20 protein-coding genes are annotated in these 20,247 nt (G+C 70.5%); 2 read left to right on the forward strand and 18 right to left on the reverse strand.

Annotated features, from left to right (window positions below):
- Positions 1-28: 28 nt before the first annotated feature.
- From ACUXPL_RS03430 to nrdH, 7 genes are all read right to left on the reverse strand, one after another.
- A complete protein-coding gene (locus ACUXPL_RS03430; protein ID WP_195081814.1) occupies positions 29-706 on the reverse strand; it encodes a methionine ABC transporter permease in 678 nt (225 codons plus the stop codon).
- Positions 703-1,797, reverse strand: coding sequence for a methionine ABC transporter ATP-binding protein (locus tag ACUXPL_RS03435; protein ID WP_454181966.1), 1,095 nt, complete (start codon positions 1,795-1,797; stop codon positions 703-705). The genes ACUXPL_RS03430 and ACUXPL_RS03435 overlap by 4 nt, the downstream gene beginning before the upstream one ends.
- A 3-nt stretch (positions 1,798-1,800) precedes the next feature.
- The gene (locus ACUXPL_RS03440) at positions 1,801-2,706 is read right to left on the reverse strand and encodes a MetQ/NlpA family ABC transporter substrate-binding protein (protein ID WP_406890940.1); all 906 of its coding nucleotides are present in this window, start codon (positions 2,704-2,706) and stop codon (positions 1,801-1,803) included.
- A 509-nt stretch (positions 2,707-3,215) separates the two neighbouring features.
- Positions 3,216-4,199 (reverse strand): class 1b ribonucleoside-diphosphate reductase subunit beta, encoded by a 984-nt coding sequence (gene nrdF / locus ACUXPL_RS03445; protein ID WP_205812506.1) that lies wholly within the window; start codon positions 4,197-4,199, stop codon positions 3,216-3,218.
- A 245-nt stretch (positions 4,200-4,444) separates the two neighbouring features.
- Complete coding sequence (nrdE, locus tag ACUXPL_RS03450; RefSeq protein WP_454182418.1) at positions 4,445-6,571, reverse strand: class 1b ribonucleoside-diphosphate reductase subunit alpha; 2,127 nt, start codon at positions 6,569-6,571, stop codon at positions 4,445-4,447.
- A gap of 47 nt (positions 6,572-6,618) precedes the next feature.
- The gene (gene nrdI / locus ACUXPL_RS03455) at positions 6,619-7,086 is read right to left on the reverse strand and encodes a class Ib ribonucleoside-diphosphate reductase assembly flavoprotein NrdI (protein WP_454181968.1); all 468 of its coding nucleotides are present in this window, start codon (positions 7,084-7,086) and stop codon (positions 6,619-6,621) included.
- Between the two features lie 11 nt (positions 7,087-7,097).
- Complete coding sequence (gene nrdH / locus ACUXPL_RS03460; RefSeq protein WP_036313172.1) at positions 7,098-7,343, reverse strand: glutaredoxin-like protein NrdH; 246 nt, start codon at positions 7,341-7,343, stop codon at positions 7,098-7,100.
- Between the two features lie 411 nt (positions 7,344-7,754).
- On the opposite strand from nrdH, the gene ACUXPL_RS03465 reads away from it, so the two are divergent.
- Entirely contained in the window at positions 7,755-8,060 is a 306-nt protein-coding gene (locus ACUXPL_RS03465; protein ID WP_036338933.1) for a GNAT family N-acetyltransferase, read from the forward strand.
- Positions 8,061-8,069: 9 nt separating this feature from the next.
- Here the strand turns inward: ACUXPL_RS03465 and ACUXPL_RS03470 are convergent, their stop codons facing one another.
- The 5 genes from ACUXPL_RS03470 to ACUXPL_RS03490 form a co-directional block, all read right to left on the reverse strand.
- Positions 8,070-9,119 (reverse strand): hypothetical protein, encoded by a 1,050-nt coding sequence (locus ACUXPL_RS03470; protein ID WP_454181970.1) that lies wholly within the window; start codon positions 9,117-9,119, stop codon positions 8,070-8,072.
- 196 nt (positions 9,120-9,315) lie between these two features.
- On the reverse strand, positions 9,316-10,386 hold the full coding sequence (locus tag ACUXPL_RS03475) for a DUF305 domain-containing protein (protein WP_454181972.1): 1,071 nt from the start codon (positions 10,384-10,386) through the stop codon (positions 9,316-9,318).
- A 122-nt stretch (positions 10,387-10,508) separates the two neighbouring features.
- Complete coding sequence (locus tag ACUXPL_RS03480) at positions 10,509-11,384, reverse strand: class F sortase (protein ID WP_454181974.1); 876 nt, start codon at positions 11,382-11,384, stop codon at positions 10,509-10,511.
- A 157-nt stretch (positions 11,385-11,541) separates the two neighbouring features.
- Positions 11,542-12,717 (reverse strand): Ig-like domain-containing protein, encoded by a 1,176-nt coding sequence (locus ACUXPL_RS03485; RefSeq protein ID WP_454181976.1) that lies wholly within the window; start codon positions 12,715-12,717, stop codon positions 11,542-11,544.
- 65 nt (positions 12,718-12,782) lie between these two features.
- Positions 12,783-13,691, reverse strand: a complete 909-nt coding sequence (locus ACUXPL_RS03490; protein ID WP_454181978.1) for a LysR family transcriptional regulator — start codon at positions 13,689-13,691, stop codon at positions 12,783-12,785.
- A gap of 146 nt (positions 13,692-13,837) precedes the next feature.
- Here ACUXPL_RS03490 and gabT point away from each other — a divergent pair, with 146 nt between their 5' ends.
- Entirely contained in the window at positions 13,838-15,160 is a 1,323-nt protein-coding gene (gene gabT, locus ACUXPL_RS03495) for a 4-aminobutyrate--2-oxoglutarate transaminase (protein ID WP_454181980.1), read from the forward strand.
- 81 nt (positions 15,161-15,241) lie between these two features.
- Here gabT and ACUXPL_RS03500 read toward each other — a convergent pair whose 3' ends face one another.
- The 6 genes from ACUXPL_RS03500 to ACUXPL_RS03525 form a co-directional block, all read right to left on the reverse strand.
- Complete coding sequence (locus ACUXPL_RS03500; RefSeq protein ID WP_454181982.1) at positions 15,242-15,553, reverse strand: hypothetical protein; 312 nt, start codon at positions 15,551-15,553, stop codon at positions 15,242-15,244.
- A gap of 196 nt (positions 15,554-15,749) precedes the next feature.
- Positions 15,750-17,135: an NAD-dependent succinate-semialdehyde dehydrogenase gene (locus ACUXPL_RS03505; RefSeq protein ID WP_454181984.1), complete on the reverse strand. Its 1,386-nt coding sequence runs from the start codon at positions 17,133-17,135 to the stop codon at positions 15,750-15,752.
- A complete protein-coding gene (locus tag ACUXPL_RS03510) occupies positions 17,132-17,467 on the reverse strand; it encodes a hypothetical protein (RefSeq protein ID WP_454181986.1) in 336 nt (111 codons plus the stop codon). The genes ACUXPL_RS03505 and ACUXPL_RS03510 overlap by 4 nt, the downstream gene beginning before the upstream one ends.
- A gap of 115 nt (positions 17,468-17,582) precedes the next feature.
- Positions 17,583-18,662 carry a hypothetical protein gene (locus ACUXPL_RS03515; protein ID WP_454181988.1) on the reverse strand — a complete coding sequence of 360 codons (1,080 nt, stop codon included), beginning with the start codon at positions 18,660-18,662 and terminating at the stop codon, positions 17,583-17,585.
- 856 nt (positions 18,663-19,518) lie between these two features.
- The gene (locus ACUXPL_RS03520; RefSeq protein ID WP_454181990.1) at positions 19,519-20,040 is read right to left on the reverse strand and encodes a hypothetical protein; all 522 of its coding nucleotides are present in this window, start codon (positions 20,038-20,040) and stop codon (positions 19,519-19,521) included.
- A complete protein-coding gene (locus ACUXPL_RS03525) occupies positions 20,037-20,240 on the reverse strand; it encodes a hypothetical protein (protein ID WP_230260565.1) in 204 nt (67 codons plus the stop codon). Before ACUXPL_RS03525 ends, ACUXPL_RS03520 begins: the two co-directional genes overlap by 4 nt.
- Positions 20,241-20,247: the final 7 nt, after the last annotated feature.

A 20,247-nucleotide genomic window follows, 5' to 3' on the forward strand; every position in this document is an offset into this window, starting at 1 on the left:
GCCGTCATGGCGTGGGCCGAGCCGGGGTTCAGCGGCGCATGACCTTGCGGGCGATGCCGTTGCCGATCAGCTGCAGCGCCTGGACGAACACGATCACCACGACGACGGCCAGCCAGGTGACCTCCGGACGGAACCGGTTGTAGCCCTCCACGATGGCGAAGTTGCCGACGCCGCCACCGCCGATGATGCCCGCCATGGCGGACATGTCCACGAGCGAGATGATCACGAACGTGAAGCCGAGGATCAGCGGGCCGAGGGCCTCGGGCAGCACCACGGTGCGCACGATCCGCATGCGGGAGGCCCCCATCGCACGGGCGGCCTCGATGACGCCGGGGTCCAGCGAGACGAGGTTCTGCTCCACGATGCGGGCGATGCCGAACGTGGACGCCCAGATCATGCAGAACACCACGGCGGTGTTGCCGATGCCGGTGCCGAGCGTCGCGATGGTCAGCGGCTGCAGGGCAGCGATGAGGATGACGAACGGGATGGGCCGGATGAGGTTCACGATGAAGTTCGTGACGACGTAGACGGCACGGTTGGCGAAGATGCCACCCGGACGCGTGGTGTAGAGGACGAGCCCGACCAGCAGGCCGAGGACGCCGCCGACGACGAACGCCCAGCCGACCATGTAGAGGGTGTCCCCCACGGCGGTCAGGAGTTCGGGGCCGTAGTACCCCCAGTCGAGGTTCTGGAATCGGTCGATCACTGGTGCACCTCCTGCACGTCCCCGGCGCCGGCCAGGTCCGCGACGAACGCGTCCACTGCGGCGGCCTCGCCCGTGAGCGCCACGGTGAGCAGGCCGTACGCGGAGTCCTTGGTGGCGGACATGCCGCCGTGGGCGATCTCGAAGCCGACGCCGCGCGCCGATGCGGTGCCGAGCACGGCCGAGACCGCGGCGGCGTCCTTGAGCGAGACCATGATCAGCCGGCCCTCGGTGCGCGCCCGGATGCGGGCCACCTCCTCGGCATTCGGCCGGTCCTTGAGCGCCGTGGCCACGAAGGACGCGGCGTCGGCGGAGTGGGCGGGCCGGGAGAAGAGGTCGTAGACCTTGCCGGACTCCACCACGCGGCCGGTGTCCATCACGGCGACGCGGTCGGCGATCGAGCGGATGACCTCCATCTCGTGGGTGATGGCCACGATCGTGACCCCGAGCTCCTCGTTGACGCGGCGCAGCACGGAGAGCACCTCGTGGGTCGTCGAGGGGTCGAGGGCGCTGGTGGCCTCGTCCGCGAGCAGGATCTCCGGCTCGGCGGCGAGCGCGCGGGCGATGCCGACGCGCTGCTTCTGGCCGCCCGAGAGCTGCTCCGGGTAGTGCTTGGCCTTGTCCGCCAGGCCGACGAACTCGAGCAGCTCCGCCACGCGTGCGCGGCGCTTCGACCGCGGCCAGCCGGCAGTGTCCAGGGCGAACTCGATGTTCCCGGCCACCGTGCGGGAGGTCAGCAGGTTGAACTGCTGGAACACCATGCCGATGCGGGTGCGCAGCGGACGCAGCTTCGCTTCGGACAGGTGGGAGACCTGCTGGCCCAGCACCGTGACGGTGCCCGACGTCGGCTTCTCCAGCCCGTTGATCATGCGGATCAGGGTGGACTTGCCGGCCCCGGAGAAGCCGATGACGCCGAAGACCTCGCCGCGGTTCACGGTGAGCGAGACGTCGTCGACGGCCGTGACGCCGCGGCCCTTCTTGGCTCCGAAGACGCGGCTGACGTGGTCGAAGACGATGACCGGCTCCCCCGGGGCGCCCTCAGCGGGGCGCCCCGGGGTGACCGCGTCACGGTTGGACGTATGGGAACCTGCCATGGATCAGGCGCCCTGCTTCGCGGTCGCGTCCTGGTACTGCTTCAGGGTCTCGTCGATCTGGGCGGTGTCGAGCTGCACCGGCACGCTCGTGTCGGAGGAGAGCTTCGCGGACTCATCCAGCACGGCCTGCTCGTGGTACAGGGCCGCGATCTTCTTGTAGGTCTCGTTGTCGCGGTCCTCGCGACGCACGGCGAAGCCGTTGACGTACGGCTTGGCGGAGTCGTCCTCGGGGTCGTCCTTGAACAGGGCGGTGTTCGTGTCGATGCCGGCGTCCGCCGAGAAGGTGTTGTTGATGACCGAGCCCTGGACGGACTCGAGCGCGTTCACGGTCTGCGCGGCGGCCACGGTCTGGACCTTCACGGTGGAGGCAGCCTCGTCGATGTCCCTCGGCTCCGGGCGGATGGTCTCGTTGGACAGCTTCAACAGGCCGGCGGCGACGAGCACGTTGATGGCGCGGGCCTGGTTCACGGTGTCGTTCGGGATGGCGACGGTGTCGCCCTTCTGGAACTCGGAGACGTCCTTGTACTTCTTGGAGTACAGGGGCAGCGGGATGATCTCGGTGGTCCCGATCAGCGTCAGGTCCTTGCCGGAGGCCTGGTTGTAGTTGGCCAGGTAGGCGATGTGCTGGAACCAGTTCATGTCGATGTCGCCGTTGTCCAGCGCCGGGTTCGGCTGTGAGTACTCGGTGAAGTTGCGGATCTCGACGTCGATGCCGTGCTTCTCCTTGGCGAGCTTCACCAGGGCGCGGTGCGTCTCGTTCTCGGACACGACGCCGATGCGCACGGTCTGGGCGCCGTCGTCGCCCTTCTTCTCGGCCTGCGAGTTGCAGGCGGTCAGGGCGAGCGCGCCGACGGCGGCCAGGGACAGGCCGGCGAAGGAGCGGCGGGAGATGTTCGAGGGGGTCGTCATGGGGTTCTCCTTGGAGGACGGTGCGACGTCGCCGGCGCGGGTGGGCACGGCGGGTGCGGAACGGTGCGGGGTGGGCCGTGCGGTGGGTGATTCCCCGCGGGGCACAGCACGGCGGGCGGGGGCGAGAGACGCCCCGAACCGGAGGCCGGGATCCTTTCGAACGCTGCTCTTGCCCGTCCCCCAGTCACCGCGAGCTCCCCCCCCGAGGGGTCTGCACGCAGCGGAGGCGGGCCGCTTCTCGGTCCGTTGCCACCCGTGAACATGGGGTTGGCGAGCGGCTCGTCGTGGGACCACGTGAACCCGCCGAGGCGGGGTCCACAGCCGCTTCTCCTGAAGCTGGGCCCAAGCCTATCGCAGCGTGTGCGCTCCATCGTGCAGGCCGATGACGCGCAGCGTCATACTGCGGGGCCCGGGGCCGACGTGTGATGCATCTCGCGAGACGACGACGGCCGGGCGCCTCCACGGGAAGGCGACCGGCCGTCGTCGGGACGGGGCTCAGACGGACGGGATCAGAAGTCCCAGTCCTCGTCCTCGGTGTTCTCGGCCTTGCCGATCACGTAGGAGGAGCCGGAGCCGGAGAAGAAGTCGTGGTTCTCGTCCGAGTTCGGGGAGAGCGCGGAGAGGATGGCGGGGTTCACGTTCGTGGTCTCGGCCGGGAACATGGGCTCGTAGCCCAGGTTCATCAGCGCCTTGTTCGCGTTGTAGTGCAGGAACTTCTTCACGTCCTCGGCCAGGCCGACGGCGTCGTAGAGGTCATGGGTGTACTCGACCTCGTTCTCGTACAGCTCGAACAGCAGCTCGAAGGTGAACGCCTTGAGCTCCTCCCGCTTCTCCTCCGGCAGGGTCTCGATGCTCCGCTGGTACTTGTAGCCGATGTAGTACCCGTGCACGGCCTCGTCGCGGATGATCAGGCGGATCAGGTCGGCGGTGTTGGTGAGGCGGGCGTGCGCGGAGAGGTACATGGGCCAGTAGAAGCCCGAGTAGAAGAGGAAGGACTCGAGCAGGGTGGAGGCGATCTTCTTCTTGTACGGGTCCTGGCCGTCATAGCGCTCCACGATCAGGCGGGCCTTGGCCTGCAGGTTCCGGTTCTCACGGGACCAGCGGAACGCCTCGTCGATCTCCGGGGTGGAGGCCAGCGTGGAGAAGATCGAGGAGTACGACTTCGCGTGCACCGACTCCATGAACGCGATGTTCGTGAGGACGGCCTCCTCGTGCGGGGTCATGGCGTCCGGGATGAGGGAGACGGCGCCCACGGTGCCCTGGATCGTGTCCAGCAGCGTCAGGCCCGTGAACACGCGCATGGAGAGCAGCCGCTCCTCATCCGTGAGGTGGGACCAGGACTGGACGTCGTTGGACAGCGGCACCTTCTCCGGCAGCCAGAAGTTGTTGACGAGGCGGTTCCACACCTCCACGTCCTTCTCGTCCTGAATGCGGTTCCAGTTGATCGCCTCGACGAGGTGGGACTGCTGGGTCTCGGTCACGGCAGGGCACATCCTTCAGAAGAATTCGTTGAGAATCCGCGGATTCCGGGGGCTCTCGAGAGCACGGTCATCGGGGCGCGGGTCCGGGTCAGTCTAGGCCGCAGGGGCAGCGGCAGCCACTCGGGAAGGTCCGGGCTCACGACGTCGTGGGCCCGCCCCGTCCGGGTACGCCGGCTCCACTTCGAGGCGGGAAATCGAGCGCAACCGCGCTCAGAAGCGCGGAATACGCGGGATTTCCCGCCTCGAAGGGTCGGCTGTCAGAGCATGCAGCTCACGCAGCCCTCGACCTCGGTGCCCTCCAGCGCGAGCTGGCGCAGGCGGATGTAGTAGATCGTCTTGATGCCCTTCGTCCACGCGTAGATCTGCGCGCGGTTCAGGTCACGGGTGGTGGCCGTGTCCTTGAAGAACAGCGTCAGGGACAGGCCCTGGTCCACGTGCTGCGTCGCCGCGGCGTACGTGTCGATGATCTTCTCGTAGCCGATCTCGTACGCGTCCTCGTAGTACTCGAGGTTCTCGTTGGTGAGGTACGGCGCCGGGTAGTACACGCGGCCGAGCTTGCCCTCCTTGCGGATCTCGATCTTCGAGGCCACCGGGTGGATCGACGAGGTCGAGTTGTTGATGTAGGAGATCGAGCCCGTCGGCGGGACGGCCTGCAGGTTGCGGTTGAAGATGCCGTGCTCCATGACGGAGGCCTTCAGCTCACGCCAGTCGTCCTGCGTGGGCAGGGCGATGCCGGCGTCCGCGAACAGCTCGGCGACGCGCTCGGTGGCGGGCGCCCACTCCTGATCCGTGTACTTGTCGAAGAACTCCCCGGAGGCGTACTTCGAGTCCTCGAACCCACCGAACCGCTGGCCGGTCTCGATGGCGATCCGGTTCGAGGCCCGCAGCGCGTGGAACAGCACCGCGTAGAAGTACATGTTCGTGAAGTCGATGCCCTCCTCCGAGCCGTAGTGGACGCGCTCGCGCGCCAGGTAGCCGTGGAGGTTCATCTGCCCCAGGCCGATGGCGTGGGAGGCCGCGTTGCCCTTGGCGATGGACGGCACCGACTGGATGTCGGACATGACCGACACGGCCGTCAGCGCACGGATCGCGGTCTCCACGGACCGACCGAAGTCCGGCGAGTCCATGGTCTTGGCGATGTTCATCGAGCCGAGGTTGCAGGAGATGTCCTGGCCCACGTGGGCGTAGCTCAGGTCCTCGTTGTACTCGGAGGCCTCGGAGACCTGCAGGATCTCGGAGCACAGGTTGGACATGGTGATGCGGCCCTTGATCGGGTTCGCGGCGTTCACGGTGTCCTCGAACACGACGTACGGGTAGCCGGACTCGAACTGGATCTCGGCGATGGTCTGGAAGAACTCGCGCGCGTTGATCTTGGTCTTCTTGATCCGCGCGTCGTCGACCATCTCGTAGTACTTCTCGGTCACGGAGATCTCGGAGAACGGCACCCCGTAGACACGCTCGACGTCGTACGGCGAGAACAGGTACATGTCCTCGTTCTTCTTCGCCAGCTGGAACGTGATGTCCGGGATCACGACGCCGAGGGAGAGGGTCTTGATGCGGATCTTCTCGTCCGCGTTCTCGCGCTTGGTGTCGAGGAAGCGGTGGATGTCCGGGTGGTGCGCGTTGAGGTACACCGCGCCGGCGCCCTGGCGCGCGCCGAGCTGGTTGGCGTAGGAGAAGGAGTCCTCGAGGAGCTTCATCACGGGGATGACGCCGGAGGACTGGTTCTCGATCTGCTTGATGGGCGCGCCGTGCTCGCGGATGTTGGTCAGCGAGAGGGCCACGCCGCCGCCGCGCTTGGACAGCTGCAGGGCGGAGTTGATGCCGCGGGCGATCGACTCCATGTTGTCCTCGATGCGCAACAGGAAGCAGGAGACGAGCTCGCCGCGCTGCTTCTTGCCCGAGTTCAGGAACGTGGGGGTGGCCGGCTGGAAGCGGCCGGCGATCATCTCGTCCACCAGGTGGGTGGCCAGCTCCTGGTCGCCGCGGGCGAGGTGGAGGGCGACGACGGCGACGCGGTCCTCGTAGCGCTCGAGGTAGCGCTTGCCGTCGAAGGTCTTCAGGGCGTACGAGGTGTAAAACTTGAACGCACCGAGGAAGGTCGGGAAGCGGAACTTCGCCTTGTAGGCACGATCGAACAGGCCCCGGATGAACTCGAACGGGTACTGCTCGAACGTCTCGGTCTCGTAGTAGTCGTTCTTCTGCAGGTAGTCGAGCTTCTCCTCCAGGTCATGGAAGAACACCGTGTTGGTGTTGACATGCTGCAGGAAGTACTGGCGCGCGGCCGCGTGGTCGGCCTCGAACTGGATGCGACCGTCCGCGCCGTAGAGGTTCAGCATGGCGTTGAGCTCGTGATAGCCGAGGTTCTGCCACTCGGCGGGCATGTTCTTCGCCTGGCGGATGAGGTCCGCCTCGGTGGGTGCGGTGGTGGTCATGTCCACAGTCCTTCCAGGCCGCCGCGGACGCGTTCGACGTCGTCGGGCGTGCCCATCAGCTCGAATTTGTACATGAGGGGGACCTGGCACTTGCGGGAGATGATGTACCCGGCCAGGCAGTAGCCCTCATGGAAGTTGGTGTTCCCGGACGCGATCACGCCCCGAATCCAGTGACGGTTCTCCGGGACGTTGAGGAACTTGATCACCTGCTTCGGGACCGCGCCCGGCCCGCTGCCCCCGCCGTAGGTGGGGGTCATCAGGACGTACGGGGCGGTGGCCCCGAGGGTGGGCTCCCGGGTGATCAACGGCAGTCGAGCCACCCGGTCCTCGGGCAGCTCGAGCTTCTCGACGAAGCGGTGCGTGTAGTTGGAGGCGGAGGAGAAGTAGATCAGTCCCGCGTCGGTGGGGACGAGCCCCTGCGCCTCGGCCGAGCGGATGTGGCTCGGGCCCGCGGCGACGGTCATGTCGGCTCCGGTCAGGCCACCGATGCCGCGGCGGACTCGGCGAGCTCGGCGATCTTGTCCGGGCGGAAGCCGGACCAGGAGTCGGTCTCGGTGACGACGACGGGGGCCTGCATGAAGCCGAGGGCACGGACGCGCTCGAGGGCGGCGGGGTCCTGGGACATGTCCACGACCTCGTAGGCGATGCCCTTCTTGTCCAGTGCACGGTAGGTGGCGTTGCACTGCACGCAGGCCGGCTTGGTGTACACGGTGACGGTCATGGCGATCCCTGTTCCTTCGTGGTCTCTGGTGGTCTGCGGGTGTCGGCGCGGCGTCCGCGAGGTGAATCACGGGGCGTGCCGAACATCTGCGTCGATACTACATCTAGTGATCACGGCCGGGAACCATCCCTACATGTAGTAGTCACACCACTGTAGTTACGTATCCCCACCCTCTGCCCATCCTGTCCACACCCTGCTGTGCGGGACGATCCGCGCGGACATGCGGGACACGCCGGGACCGGGGTCGGCTGTCCACAGCCGGTGGAGATCTCGGGGCCGGGTTCCCACAGCCGGAAAGTCGAGTTCGCCACGTCTGCGGGCGGCGTGTCCGGCCCCCGCGGACCACTACATGTAGGAGCCCGCCGCCGACCGGCGTCGGAATACCCGGTCACCACCGGGGGTTGCCCCGGCATGAGCACCTCCCCCACCGTCACCCGCAATGACGCCGAGTCCCGCTACGAGCTCCATGACGGCGGCACACTGCTCGCCGTCCTCGACTTCCGGGACAACGGCGCGGCCGTCTCCCTAAACCGGGCGTTCACCATCCCCGTGCACCGCGGCCGGGGCCACGCCGCCGCGCTGACTGCGGGCGCCGTCGAGGACATCGCGACGAACGGCGGCCCCGCAGGGGGCCGCCGCATCGTGCCGATGTGCTGGTACGTCGCCCAGTGGTTCGACGAGCACCCGGAGAAGAGCGCGCTGCTCGCGCCCCGCTGACCGGAGCGGTCAGGCCGCGACGCGGTGCCGGCGCGCCACGGCCAGGACGCCCGCGGCCAGCACCACGAGGGCGGCGGGCCACGCCGCCGGACCACGCCCGGTCTCGACCGTGTCCGGCACCGTGTGCTCGCCCTCGGCCGGGTCCGCAGGGGTCTCGGGCTTCGCCGGCGAGGTGGGGGTGTCGGGATCGGCCGGCTGGCCCGGAGCCGGAGCGTCGTCGAACAGGCCGGCCACGGGGAAGGTCACGAACCCCGGGATCCGCCCGTTCTCCCAGTCATAGAGGTCCACGCGGGGATCGCCGAACCGCACGGTCACCGTCCGCGTCGTCGTCACGCCGTCCCTCGTGGCCCGCAGGGTGACGGTGTCGGATCCGGTGAAGCCCTCGGGCGCCTGGTACACGTAGCCGCGCGGCCCGCCGGTCTCCTCCTCCGTCACCTCGACGACCCTGCCCTCGGCCGGGCCCGCGACGAGCGTCAGCGGCGCCGCCTCATCGCCCGTGTACGAGGAGATGAACACGTGTCGCTCCCCCGGCGCCGCGAGCAGGGTGGTGTCCCAGGCGGTGGGGAGCATGTGGAAGCCGAGCTCATGACGCTGGTCGGCGCGCAGCGGCTCGCCCGGGTCAGCGTCGGTGAGGTCGGCGTCCGGGCCGTAGGTGAGGGCGGCCACCTCGCCGCCCAGGACAGAGAGGGTGTAGACGACGGGACCGGTCCCCGACTCTCCCAGGCTCCGCCGGGCCGCGGCGACGTCGAAGTCACCGCGCTCCAACTCGTCGTCGTACGTGAACGGGACCTCGGTCTCGGCGCCGCGGGCCTCCCCCTCCAGCGCCGGAGCCACCGTCAGGCGGACGTCGGACTCGTCCACCTCGAACTCGGTGCCGAAGGAGGCCCCGGTCTCACCCTCCGCGCTGGCCACGAGGAAGGAGCCGCCGGGCAGGCCGTGCTCGGCGGTCCATCCGGCGGGGTGGGCGGGTGAGGCGAGGGCAGGGGTCGCCCCCACGCCGGTGAGAAGGACGCCGGCGCCCAGGGCGGCGGCAAGGCGGGTCGATCGGGCGGTGCGCATCGTGCTCCTCCAGGGGTGCGGTGCTGCGACGGGCCGAAGGGCTCCCCGGCTCGGACGCCCGAGGTCGACCGGGTGCCGCACTCGCCGCGTCGGCACGAACCTACGCCGCACGGACGTGAGGCGGGTCACTGTCCGGTTTCGAAGCGCTATCGACTCGGTCACGGCGCCGCCCGATGCGGACCGACCGGCCGGTGTGTCAGCGAGACGCGCTGGGCGAGGGGCTTGCCCCGGAGGAGGGGCGCGGTGTGGCCTGCGCCGTGTCGGCCGGGCTGGGCGACGGGCTCGCCGATGCGGCGTCCCGCCCCCGCTGGTCCTCGGCGTCCCGGCCGGACGCGCTGGCAGAGCCCGACGCGCTGGAGGAACTGGGCGAGCTCGACGACGGCAGCACCGGCTTCTGGGTGGCGCGGAAGTTGCGCACCCGCTGCACCGGCTCGGGGACGAAGTCCGAGGGGACGGAGCCGCCGTTCGCGCCGGTGCCCTCGATCTTGATGGGGCCGGTGAACCCGGACGGGTCCGCCGTGCGCGCCCCGCTCGACCCGATCACGCCCATCTCCGCGAGCGTCTCGGCCAAGCTCTCCAGCTCCTTGCGGTGGCCCTCGACCACGCTGGAGGCCAGCTCCTTGGCCGCGTCGTCCGAGCCGTCCTCCGCCTCCGTGGCGGAGATCGTCAGCGCGCCCTGATAGAGGCGGTGCATCTGGAGCAGGTAGATCCGTCCCGCCTCCTCCGGCTCGGCGGCGGTCAGCACGTTCTTCTCCCGGTCGGACAGGAGTCCGGCGCGCAGCTCGTCGCCCACGATCTGGGTCGGCTCCGCGTCCTCCGTGGACTCAGGCTGGGCAGACGGGGTCGACTCGGCACCCGCACCGCGCACGTCATCCGAGGGGACGCCCCAGCCCTCGAGCATCGACTCGAGCCGGCCCGCCCGCTCCTCGTGCTCGGACTTCATCCGCTCGGCGGTGGCCCGGATCTCCTGGTCCACGCCGTCCTTGCCCAGCACCTGATCGGACTGCTGGATCGCGTCGCGGTGGTTGCGCAGCAGCAGACCCGCGAACTGGATGTCCGCGGCGAGCGGGTCGGCGGACGTCTGGCTGGGGCTGGCCAGCACGCCCTCCAGGTAGGTGTTCCCCGCCTCCGTGCCACCGGTCTGTCCGGGCTCCTCGGCGACGCTGCAGCCGCCGGTGGCCAGGGTGATGCTCAGGAGCGCCCCTCCGACGGCCACGCTCCAGCGGCGGGGGTGCACGCGGGCGGGGGCGATGTCGGCTCGGCTCATGGGCGCAGGTCCTCTCGGCGGTCGTCACCCGGTCACGGGGTCAATGGCGGTCCGACGCGGTCGGCCGCCCCGGCCTCCCCAGGGTACCCCTCCGGCCTCCCGGCCCCGGGGTCGCCGCGGCCTCAGGCGACGCGGGTGGCCTGCACCACCCAGTTGTTGAAGGCGTTCCCGGCCATCCCGGTGCCCGGCACGAGGTCGCACGTGATCAGCGTGACCTTCGCGTCGTCGCCCCCGGGCTCCCATGCCCAGCGGTGCGCCGGATCCTGGGTGAGCGCCTCCTTCTCCACCGAGACCGCGTCCGTGTCCGCCTCGAAGGCGGCCTGCGTGCCGTCGTCGTACGTCACCACGACGACGGCGCCCGCCCGCACGTCGCCCAGGTTCCAGAACACGTCCCGCACGCCGTAGTAGACGACGTGCCCGGCCAGGACCCCCGCGTACGGGGAGCGCTCCCCCGGCGTGGTGCCCCACTGCGGCGGACCGTACCAGCCGACCGTCTGCGGATCCGGGTCCAGGTCGCCGCCCTCGTCCAACTGCGTCAGGTCGATCCCCGCTCCGACGATCTGCTCGCCGTCCTGGTGGACGTCCACGTGCACGGGCGTCGCCGTGATCTCGTCCCACGGGGCGGCGGGGCCGGAGAGGTGGGCAGCCGCGGCGGGGGCCGGCTCCTCGGTGGGGGTCGGCTCCTCGGACGGCGTGGGCTCCGCCGATGTGGGCGTGCCGGCAGGCTCCTCGGTCTCGATGGGAACCGCCGCCTCCGACGTGGGGGCCGCGGAGGACGGGGTCGGCGTCGGGGTCGGTGTGGCCGTCGGTGCGGGGCTGGGCGTGGAGCGTGCTGAGGACGACGGCGACGGGGTCGCGGACGCCGTGGCGCTGAGGGTGGGGGCAGCGCTGATCGGCACGGCGCCGACCGCCAGCACCCCGCGCAGCGCGAGGAACACGAGTCCCAGGCACAGCAACACCAGGACCACCCACAGGGCGCGTCGGACGGTGGTGTTCATGCGGGTTCTCCCCTCGTGTGCATCGGTCCGGCCCGCCCGGGGCCGCATCCGACGACGGCATGGTCTCACGCGCTCCGGCCTCAGCCCGGCGCGTCGTCCGTTCGGGACGGCCGAGGCGGCCGGGACGCGGGTGCGCCCCGGCCGCCTCGGCGCGGGCTCAGGCCAGGCCGAAGGTGCGGCGCAGGCGCACCAGAACGCCGGCGGCCAGGGCGCCGATGGCGGCCAGGCCCCACGCGGAGCCGTTGCCGGTCTCGACCGTGTCCGGGACGGTGTGGCCGTCCTCGGCCGGCTGCTCGGGGGCCGGGGGGACGGGCTCGTCCTCGTCGACGACCGGCTGGGCCGGCTGCTCGGGCTCGGCGGGCTCCTCGGGGGCCGGGGCGGGCTCCTCGGGGGCGGGGGCCGGATCGACCGGCTCCTCCGGGGCGGGCTCCTCAGGGGCGGGGGCCGGATCGGTCGACTCCTCCGGGGTGGGCTCCTCGAGGGCGGGGGCCGGATCGACCGGCTCCTCCGGGGCGGGCTCGGGTTCCGGCGCCGGCTCGGGCTCGGGCTGCGGCTCGGGGGCGGGCGCCGGGTCGATCGGGGTGGGCGTGGAGTCGCCCGGCAGGTCGAGCACCTCGACGGTGAACTCGACCGTGCGGGTGACGCCGTTCGCGGTCATCACCACGGTGAAGGTGTCGGTCCCGAGGAAGTCCTTCTCCGGGGTGTAGCCGAAGGAGGTCCCGCCGATCTCGACGGTCCCGTGCTTCGGCGCCACGGTGAGCTCGGCGTCGATCGGGCTCGGCACGCCGCCGTCCTCGGTCACGAGGGACTCGACGACGGTCGCGTTCTGGTCCGTGTAGACGCGCCACGTGGCGACCTCGGCCCAGTCCTCGAACGGGATGAACTCCTCGGCCTCGACCGGGGTCATGGTGCCGTCGGCGGCGAAGGCCGCGCCGAAGGCGAGCTGGCCGGCGCCGTAGACGTGCACCTCGTAGGGCTGCGCCAGGTCGCCGCCGAGGGCCCGCTCGATGTCGTGCATGAACACGGCACCCATGTCTTCCTCGGTGATGAAGTCGACCTGGATCTCGGTCTCCTCCCCCGACGCGGTGACGACGACGGCGCGGATGTCCTCGGTCGCGAAGTTGTCGTAGAGGACGAACTCCATCAGGTTGTCGTCCGCGCTGACGAACGTGCCGGACGGGGTGCCGTGCTCGGGCGTCCAGGTGGCGGCGTGGGCCGGGGCGGCGGCGACGCCGACGAGGACGGCGGCTCCGAGGGCGGCGGCGGACAGGCGGGCGGGGAACTGCAGGGACATGGGGTCCTCCGGTTCGGCGGTGCGGGTGACATGGATCATGGACGGCACCAGCCTATGTGGCGGATGTGCGAACGATGAGTTCCCGCTGACCGGTGGGCAGAAGTTCACCCAGACTTCACGCGGGCGGGCCCGTCCCCGGGGTCGGCATAGCGGTCCCAGATGAAGGCCTGCAGCCGACGGACGATCGCCTCCAGCGTCTCGGCGGCGAAGTGATCCCCCCGCCACGCCGCGTGCAGCCGCACCGTGAGCGTCCGCCCCTGCGCGATGACCCGCACCGGCGTCAGCCCGAAGGCCGGGTCCTCGGTGACGACGGCGACACCCGCCCCCGTCGCGACCAGGGCCTGGGCCACCCGCCCGGAGTTCGCCTCGGTGAGGGCCGGCGGCGTGAGGCCCGCCACGGCCACGGCGCCGTCGAGGACGCGCCGCGCCATGAAGGTGCGGGCGGGCGCGACGACAGGCTGGGCCACGAGTTCGTCGAGGGACACCCGCGTCCGTCCCGCCCAGGGGTGACCCGGGGCGACGTACGCCCAGACGGGCAGGTCCATCAGCGGCAGCGACGCGACGGAGGGCGGCGGCACCGTCGGCATCACCACCAGGTCGTGCCGCGCGACGGCGTCGAGCAGCGAGTCGTCCAGCTGGGTCTCCGCGACGCGCGGGCGCGGGTCCTCCTCCCCGAAGGTGGCCACGAACGGCAGCACGACGTCGATGAGAGTGGTGCCCGGCGCGGCCACGGCCACGTCCGTGAGCCGACCGGAGGCGAGCGCGCGGGCCGCCTGCTCCGCCCGGCGATGGGCGACGAGGACCTCGCGCGCCACCGGGAGGAACGCCTCGCCGGCCGTCGTCAGCTCGAGCCGGCCGCCGACCCGGGCGAACAGGGGTAGGCGCAGCTCACGCTGAAGCCGCTGCAGCTGCCGACTGAGCGCGGACTGCACGAGGTCCAGGCGGATCGCGGCCCCCGAGACCGTGCCGACCTCGGCCACGGTCACGAAGGCCCTGAGCAGTTTCTCTTCCATGCTGGATGAGCATAGCCGCCACGCCAGATCATCACTGGACGGCATGGACCCGACGCCCCACCATGGGAGGACGCGGCCCGACGCGTCGTCGTCGTTCCCACCCGTCGTCCCCGCTCCCCGTGAGCCGTTCCCAGGAGGCATCCCCTATGACCGCCACCCCCGACCTCGAGCAGACCCGCCACCTGGCCACCGAGCTGCCCGGCCCTCGCTCCCGTGAGCTCGCCGAGCGCCAGAAGGGCGCCGTTCCGGCCGGCGTGGCCACCACCATGCCGGTGTACGCGGCCCGCGCCGCGGGCGGCATCCTCGAGGACGTGGACGGCAACCGCCTGATCGACCTGGCCTCCGGCATCGCCGTCACCTCCGTGGGCGCCTCCCACCCGCGCGTCGTGGCCGCCGTCCAGGAGCAGGTCGCGCAGTTCACCCACACCTCGTTCATGATCACCCCCTACGAGGGCTACGTGGCCGTGGCCGAGCAGCTGGACCGCACCTGCCCGATCTCCGGCGAGACCCGCACCGCCCTGTTCAACTCCGGCGCCGAGGCCGTGGAGAACGCCGTCAAGGTGGCCCGCGCCTACACCGGCAAGCAGGCCGTGGCCGCGTTCGACCACGCCTATCACGGCCGCACCACACTGACGATGGCGCTGACCGCCAAGTCCATGCCCTACAAGCACAGCTTCGGACCGTTCGCCCCCGAGATCTACCGCGTGCCCGGCTCCTACCCGCTGCGCGACGGCCTGTCCGGTGCCGAGGCCGCGCAGCGTGCCATCTCCGCGCTGGAGAAGCAGATCGGTGCCGACAACCTGGCCGCCGTGATCATGGAGCCGATCCAGGGCGAGGGCGGCTTCATCGTCCCGGCCGAGGGCTTCCTGCCGGCCGTGGTCGAGTGGTGCAAGGCCAACGACGTCCTGTTCATCGCGGACGAGGTCCAGTCCGGCATCGCCCGCACCGGCGCCTGGTTCGCCTCCGAGACCGAGGGCATCGAGCCGGACCTGATGGCGACCGCCAAGGGCATCGCCGGCGGCATGCCGCTCTCCGGCGTCACCGGCCGCGCCGAGGTGATGGACTCCGTGCACCCGGGCGGCCTCGGTGGCACCTACGGCGGCAACCCCGTCGCCACGGCGGCGGCCCTCGCCGTGTTCGAGGCCGTCGAGGAGGACGGCCTCCTCGAGAAGGCCCGCCGGATCGAGCAGGTCATCCGCGAGCACTTCGAGCAGAACGCCGACGACCGCATCGCCGAGGTCCGCGGCCGCGGCGCGATGATGGCGATCGAGTTCGTGGACCCCGCCACCGGCGAGCCGGACGCGACGCTGACCGCCACCGTGGCCGCCGCCGTGCGCGCCGCCGGCGTCATCCTGCTCACGTGCGGCACCTACGGCAACGTCGTGCGCTTCCTGCCGCCGCTGACCATCGGTGAGGACCTCCTCAAGGAGGGCCTGGGCGAGGTCACGAAGGCGCTGCAGTCCGCCTGAGACCCCGCCACCGACAGACCGACGACGACGGCCCCGCATCCCTGCCCGGGATGCGGGGCCGTCCGCCTGTCGGCGGAGGACTCAGATGTCGTCCTCGTACGCGGGGCCGCCCTCGTTCTCCATCGCCTCGAGGCGTCGGGACTTCTCGGCGGTGAAGATCCGGCGGACCCCCGTGCCGCCGAACTCGTCCTCCGGGACCAGCCCGACGCCGTACTTCCGCAGGGCCTTCTCCAGACGCAGACGCTCATCCACCCGCAGGTCGGCCACCCCCTTCTCGAAGCGGCGCAGCTGCTCCTTCTCGAGGCCGGCCGCGGTGGCCAGGGTGCGGACACTGACCTGGGCGAGAGCGCGGCCGGCACGCGCCACGTCGAAGGTCATCGGGGTGGGGTACATCAGACATTCTCGATTCTGCAGTTCTCGACGGGGATCCGGTCCATGATGGCCACGCCTCGGATGAAGGGACAAGGGCGCGCCAGCCTAGAACCCGCTGTGTGACAGGCGCGTCGCTGACCCCTCGCTCCCGCCACGGCGGCGGGACGCAGACGGGCCCGCCTCCGGTCACCGGAGGCGGGCCCGTCGTCGTGGGGTGTCAGTCCTGGACGAAGTACATCTGCTTGTTGACGAACTCGTCCATGCCGAGCGGGCCGAGCTCGCGGCCGAAGCCGGAGCGCTTGACGCCGCCGAACGGGATCTCCGCCCCCTCGCCCGCCGGCGTGTTGACGTTGGCCATGCCGACCTCGAGCTGTCGGGCGATCCGCTCGGCCTGGGCCTCGTCCCGGGAGAACACGGCGCCGCCCAGGCCGTACTGGGAGTCGTTGGCGAGGGCGAGCGCCTCGTCCGCGGACTCCACCTTGTAGACGACGGCGACGGGGCCGAAGAGCTCCTCGCGGTAGGCGTCCATCTCGGAGGTGACGCCCGTGATCACGGCTGGGGCGAAGCGGGCGCCCGCCTCGTCCGTGACGGTCCCGCCGACGTGGACGGTCGCCCCCTGCTGACGGGCCCGCTCCACCTGCTCGGCCAGGCCCTCGGCGGCACCGCGCGAGGACAGCGGGGTGAAGACCGTCGGGTCCTCGTCGGTGGCCTCCCCGGGCTTCATGGCCTCGGCCAGGGACACCAGCTCGGCCACGAAGGCGTCATGGATGTCCGCCGAGACGATCATGCGCTTGTTGGAGTTGCAGGCCTGACCCATGTTGTACATGCGGGTCGCCCACGCGGTGCGGGCGGCCTCGGCCGGGTCCTCGGCGTCGAGCACGATGTACGGGTCCGAGCCGCCGAGCTCGAGGACGGCCTTCTTGAGGTGCTGGCCCGCGAGCGCGCCGATCACGGAGCCGGCCCGCTCGGAGCCGGTCAGGGAGACCCCGGCCACGCGCGGGTCGGCGATGAACTCGGCGATCTGGTCGTGCGTGGCGAACACGTTGGTGTACACGCCGGCCGGCACGCCGGCGTCGTCCATGATCTGCTGCACGGCCAGGGCCGAGCGCGGGCAGATCTCGGCGTGCTTGAGCACGATCGCGTTGCCGAGCATGAGGTTCGGCGCGGCGAAACGGGCGATCTGGTAGTACGGGAAGTTCCACGGCATGACGCCCAGCAGCACACCCAGGGGCAGGTGCCGGATCATGGCGCGACCGCCCTCGAAGGTCTCGATGGGGCGGTCCGCGGCGAGGGTGGGGCCCTTGTCCGCGAAATAGCCGAAGATGGCCGAGCTGAACTCCGCCTCCTCGACGCCCTCGGTCACGCGCTTGCCCATCTCGGTGGCGATGATCTGCGCGAGCTTGTCCTTGCGCTCCTCAAAGAGGTCCGCGACCTTCTGCACGATGGCGGCGCGTTCCTCGATGGGGCGGGCGGCCCACGCGCGCTGGGCGGTCTCGGCGGCGGCCAGCACCTGGTCGACCTCACCGTCGGCGAGGGCCGGGAAGGTCTCCACGACCTGGTCGGTGCTGGGGTCCTGCACGCGATAGCCGGTGGGGGTGCTCATGAGTGGGTCCTCTCGTTGGGGTCCCGGACCACGGCAGTGCCGTCGTCGTCCGGACGGATGATCGGGATGCGCCGGGTCGAGTCCGTCTGCGGCAGGGTTTCGCCACGGAAGTAGGCCGGGTGGCGCAACCGCGTCCACATCATCAGTACCACGCCGATCGCCAGCACGCCCATGCCCAGGATGAACACGGTGCCGACACCGAACACGGAGGAGCCGGAGCCGTCGTCCGGGTCGGTGGAGTCCAGCGCGGTCACGCAGAACATCACCAGCAGCACGAGGCCGGGGAGCACCGCGAAGATCGACTCCTGGCTGTCCGGGTTGCCCAGGCCCATGGCGGGCCCCGGCGACTGACGCGCGGGCTGCCGGCCGCGTGTCATGCCGGCGCGGACGCGCCGCCCCTGTGCGTGAGAGGGGCGGCGCGTCAATGGATCCGTGCGCGGCGGGCTGTCAGTCGGTCAGACCCAGACGACGACGGGCCGCGACCAGCATCCCCGCGGCGGCGGCACCGAGGCCGGCCAGCCACCAGCCGGTGGACTGCCCCGTCTCGACGGTGTGCGGGGTCGTGTGCTGCTCGTCGGCGTCGTCCTCGACCGGAGCGGGCTGCTCGTCCTCATCCTCCGGAGCCGGGGCGGCCTCGTCGCCCCGGAACGCGGCGAGCGCCTCGGCGGTGTCCGGGTCGGTCAGGTCGAGCGGCTTCCCGTTGAGGACGCCGTCCTCGGCTTCGACGAAGCCGTCGTATGCGGCAGGGATCTCCTCGCCGACATGCACGGTGACGGTCTGGACGTGGGCGACGTGATCGCTGCGGAAGTCGACGGTGAAGGTGTCCGCGCCGACGAAGCCCTCCTCGGGGATGTACCAGGCACGGAGCTCGGAGTGCTCCGAGTCACGGAACGCGAAGACCTCACCGTGGGCTGGCTCGGTCACGACCGCCGCGTAGGTGCTCTCCATCGTCGGCGCCGCGACCGGGTGGACGATCTCGGCGCCCGCCACCCCGGGTGCCAGCTGCATGGCCGAGTCCCAGACCAGGGGCCGGTCCCCGAGGTGGCCCGTCTGCGGGCCGTCGACGGAGTGCACGGCCGCCCCCTGATCGTCGGTGAGGTCGGCGTCCGCCTGGAGGGTGATGCCCATGTTCAGCATCTGCCCGTCGGCCACGACGTCGTACCGCACGAGGCCCTCACCGGCCGCGCCAAGCGCGCGGCGGGTCTCCAGGACGTCCACCGCGCCGCCGTCGATGACGTCCAGGGCGGTGAACTCCACCTCCTGGCCGCCCTCCAGGCGGGTGCCGTCCTCGGCCACCGGCGTGATCGTGAGCGTGAGGTCCTCCGGGTCGTAGCCGTCGTAGGTCTGGAAGAAGGCCGCGGTGACGTTCTCGGGGTCGACGGCCTGGAAGTAGCCGGCCTGGGGACCATGGGCGTCGTCCCAGGCGGCGGCGGGGCCGGCGAGGGCGACGGTGGTGACGAGGCCGGCGGTGGCGACGGCGGCGGGCAGGTGACGGAGGGAGGGACGACGGGTACGGATGACCGACATGGCAGCTCCCCACTGAGTCGGCCGGAGAGGGCCGGCGGCCCCCGCCTCTGCAGCACCGGCGTTCCGGGCTCCACGGGTGGGGACGCCTCGAGTCTGTCCGCCCAGAGCCCGCCGTGAAAGGGCTGTGCGACGTCGATGCGTGATCGACGCGGGACCGCAACCCGGCCGTGACCGGCGGGGGCGGTCGCGCGGGGAGGAGCGCAGAGTGGTCACGACACGCCGTCTGCTTACGCGGCACGCGGCGTGTCGTGACCACTCGAGGGATCCGGTGGGTCCGACGGCGAGCTCGCCGCCACGACGACGAAGGCCCGGTCCATATGGACCGGGCCTTCTGACTGGTGGACCTAGCGGGAGCGTTTTCGAAACTTGCCCCCGCCCTGGTTCGAATCGCGACGACGCACCGGACGATCCAGTCCCGGCCGACGAGTTGCGGCGGCCATAAGGCGCCGCATGTCAAGCAACAGGTGCGTGTGGATGAGGAAGCACTCCTGGCTGCTGGCGCACGCTACGAAGCAGGAGGGACGTTGCGGGAGATCGGCGTTGACCTGGGCGTGAGCCGTGCTCGGTTGTCGTCACTCCTTCGCGCTCAGGGGGTCCGTTTGCGACGTACATCGCCGCCCGACGCTGATTTCGATGAGATGCGACGACGGTACGCGGCAGGCGAATCCTTGGAGCGGGTCGGGTCCAGACTTGGCTTCTCGGCCGGAGCGGTCCGGCGCAGATTGCTAGCGTGTGGCGTCGTCATGCGGGACTCGCATGGGCGGCAACGCTGACCAGGACGAAGTTGATGGCTGGCTCATCCTCTGCCCCAACGTTGCGAGCTGATGGGTGTGAGCGAGGGCGTCTGACACACTGATCAAGCGTCTCGATGTCGGATCGCTTCGATGTAGCCCTGACGCGCATCATCACTGCGGGAGCGGTCGTAGCGTGCGCGGATGGGAACTCCGCCATCACGTCGCGTGGGCCGGCTCTGCCACGCCTGTGACATCGCCTTGCCGCCTTCGGCTCGTGCCGCGGAGACCAGCGTGCGGTATGCCATGCTGATCTCGGAGTGCGCGTGAATGTCGAGCAGGGCGCAGTAGTAGGACAGCCTGGATTGGATGTCGCTGATGTGGGTGGTGATGGTCTGGCGTGCTGAAGTGGACCCGTCGCGGCGGCGCACGAGGTATGGCGCTTCCAGGTAGTCCTCAACAGCGCGCAGCGCTTCGCTGTAGATCACGGCCCGGCGCTCCTTTCGCGCGATCCTTTGCTGGATGCTGTAGCCGAGGACGGCGACGATCGCGGCAAGGACTGCGGCGAGGACGGTTGCGATGCCGTCCCAACTGAGCGGCTCGATCGTGAGGGTCACTTCGGCAGCGGGCAGGGGGGTCGGCGTCATTGCCTGCCACCTTGATAGCCGTGCGGTGCTTCTGGTGCCAGCCACTTGCCGCCTTGGTGGCCTCCGGTGTGGCGCCAGTAGGTCTCGAAGAACAGGTGGTCACCGGCGAGATTCAGGAGGGCGAGCAGACCATCGTCTGCCGTCCATCTTCGTTCGGGTGGATCGCCGGGGTAGAACAGGCAGAGGCTGTCGTCGGGCATGCGGTGG

Source organism: Micrococcus sp. 140720015-1 (assembly GCF_053627595.1).

What these genes read in the sequence shown, in the direction of transcription:
- ACUXPL_RS03435 (WP_454181966.1), bottom strand. Translation starts at nt 1,797, where the DNA reads ATGGCAGGTTCCCATACGTCCAACCGTGACGCGGTCACCCCGGGGCGC.
- ACUXPL_RS03440 (WP_406890940.1), bottom strand. Translation starts at nt 2,706, where the DNA reads ATGACGACCCCCTCGAACATCTCCCGCCGCTCCTTCGCCGGCCTGTCC.
- nrdF (WP_205812506.1), bottom strand. Translation starts at nt 4,199, where the DNA reads ATGTGCCCTGCCGTGACCGAGACCCAGCAGTCCCACCTCGTCGAGGCG.
- nrdE (WP_454182418.1), bottom strand. Translation starts at nt 6,571, where the DNA reads ATGCCCGCCGAGTGGCAGAACCTCGGCTATCACGAGCTCAACGCCATG.
- nrdI (WP_454181968.1), bottom strand. Translation starts at nt 7,086, where the DNA reads ATGACCGTCGCCGCGGGCCCGAGCCACATCCGCTCGGCCGAGGCGCAG.
- nrdH (WP_036313172.1), bottom strand. Translation starts at nt 7,343, where the DNA reads ATGACCGTCACCGTGTACACCAAGCCGGCCTGCGTGCAGTGCAACGCC.
- ACUXPL_RS03465 (WP_036338933.1), top strand. Translation starts at nt 7,755, where the DNA reads ATGAGCACCTCCCCCACCGTCACCCGCAATGACGCCGAGTCCCGCTAC.
- ACUXPL_RS03470 (WP_454181970.1), bottom strand. Translation starts at nt 9,119, where the DNA reads ATGCGCACCGCCCGATCGACCCGCCTTGCCGCCGCCCTGGGCGCCGGC.
- ACUXPL_RS03475 (WP_454181972.1), bottom strand. Translation starts at nt 10,386, where the DNA reads ATGAGCCGAGCCGACATCGCCCCCGCCCGCGTGCACCCCCGCCGCTGG.
- ACUXPL_RS03480 (WP_454181974.1), bottom strand. Translation starts at nt 11,384, where the DNA reads ATGAACACCACCGTCCGACGCGCCCTGTGGGTGGTCCTGGTGTTGCTG.
- ACUXPL_RS03485 (WP_454181976.1), bottom strand. Translation starts at nt 12,717, where the DNA reads ATGATCCATGTCACCCGCACCGCCGAACCGGAGGACCCCATGTCCCTG.
- ACUXPL_RS03490 (WP_454181978.1), bottom strand. Translation starts at nt 13,691, where the DNA reads ATGGAAGAGAAACTGCTCAGGGCCTTCGTGACCGTGGCCGAGGTCGGC.
- gabT (WP_454181980.1), top strand. Translation starts at nt 13,838, where the DNA reads ATGACCGCCACCCCCGACCTCGAGCAGACCCGCCACCTGGCCACCGAG.
- ACUXPL_RS03500 (WP_454181982.1), bottom strand. Translation starts at nt 15,553, where the DNA reads ATGTACCCCACCCCGATGACCTTCGACGTGGCGCGTGCCGGCCGCGCT.
- ACUXPL_RS03505 (WP_454181984.1), bottom strand. Translation starts at nt 17,135, where the DNA reads ATGAGCACCCCCACCGGCTATCGCGTGCAGGACCCCAGCACCGACCAG.
- ACUXPL_RS03510 (WP_454181986.1), bottom strand. Translation starts at nt 17,467, where the DNA reads ATGGGCCTGGGCAACCCGGACAGCCAGGAGTCGATCTTCGCGGTGCTC.
- ACUXPL_RS03515 (WP_454181988.1), bottom strand. Translation starts at nt 18,662, where the DNA reads ATGTCGGTCATCCGTACCCGTCGTCCCTCCCTCCGTCACCTGCCCGCC.
- ACUXPL_RS03520 (WP_454181990.1), bottom strand. Translation starts at nt 20,040, where the DNA reads ATGACGCCGACCCCCCTGCCCGCTGCCGAAGTGACCCTCACGATCGAG.
- ACUXPL_RS03525 (WP_230260565.1), bottom strand. Translation starts at nt 20,240, where the DNA reads ATGCCCGACGACAGCCTCTGCCTGTTCTACCCCGGCGATCCACCCGAA.